This is a genomic window from Bacillus sp. SIMBA_008 (genome assembly GCF_046535495.1).
GTDB classification, from domain to species: domain Bacteria; phylum Bacillota; class Bacilli; order Bacillales; family Bacillaceae; genus Bacillus; species Bacillus subtilis.
On the sequence record NZ_JAWRWL010000793.1, the window covers coordinates 1 to 256 of the forward strand.

Sequence of the window (256 nt, forward strand, 5' to 3'; positions counted from 1 at the left end):
TTTTCCTTCTCAACTTTTGATGTGTGGCGTTCTCCGTTGTTGTCGTGTTGGCGAAACGCATAGTAGTCGGCCTGTCTAACATTTTCGACGTTACTAAGTCCGATCTGATCCTTTGTCACTGAGTGCGGATTATCAGTCCGGCCTGCGTGTGTGTCCGTGTACGCTTTGCTGTCCGTTAAGGCCTTGTCGGCTTTTGTCTGCGCACCATCCGGCGTCTCCTGCTTCACATTCTCAACGTTTCCCAAACCGATTTGCG

General features: G+C 50.8%; 1 pseudogene. It reads right to left on the minus strand.

Going from position 1 to position 256, the window contains the following annotated elements:
* Positions 1 to 256: pseudogene (locus tag SB658_RS25490) on the minus strand (hypothetical protein); the annotation flags it as partial.